The sequence below is a fragment of the Pseudomonas sp. WC1 genome, from assembly GCF_050586565.1.
Classification (GTDB): domain Bacteria; phylum Pseudomonadota; class Gammaproteobacteria; order Pseudomonadales; family Pseudomonadaceae; genus Aquipseudomonas.
Map to the genome: position 1 here is coordinate 1 of NZ_JBOBDQ010000139.1, position 556 is coordinate 556.

1 protein-coding gene is annotated in these 556 nt (G+C 57.6%); it reads right to left on the bottom strand.

Features of this window, described 5'->3' with window-relative positions; all coding sequences use genetic code 11:
- Positions 1-431: transposase (locus ACQ4OD_RS26385; protein WP_392469788.1), on the bottom strand; the 431-nt coding region annotated here is incomplete at its 3' end.
- Positions 432-556 lie beyond the last annotated feature (125 nt).

A 556-nucleotide genomic window follows, 5' to 3' on the forward strand; every position in this document is an offset into this window, starting at 1 on the left:
TGAACGCGTTCATCAATCTCGCCTGCCAGCCGTGACACCTGGCTTTTGGAAATGCCGGTCATGCCCATGGCCTTCACCAGCTCATCTACTGAACGCGTTGAAACGCCTTGAATGTAGGCCTCCTGAATGACCGCCGCCATGGCCTTCTCGGCGGTGCGTCGAGGTTCGAGGAAGCCCGGAAAGTAGCTGCCTTGGCGCAACTTGGGGATCTTCAGGTCGACGTCGCCGGCACGGGTTTGCCACAGGCGGTCACGGTAGCCATTGCGGCTGTTTGTCCGGTCTGGGCTTTTGACATCGAAGCCGGCACCGCACAGGCCTTCGACATCGAACTCCATCATGCGCTGGGCAACGAACTGGATCATTTGCTTGAGCAGATCAGCATCTGCCCCTTTCTCAACCAACTCGGTCAATGCGATAGTGGGCTTGGTCATCGTGGTTTCTCTGGTGAAGGTTAAGTCCGCAAACTCAACGTTAGCCAAGAACCACGATGACCATCCTCTTTCGCCCGCAGGGCGCCTTCGGCTGGTTCAGTTACACCACTTCCCGGGACACGATC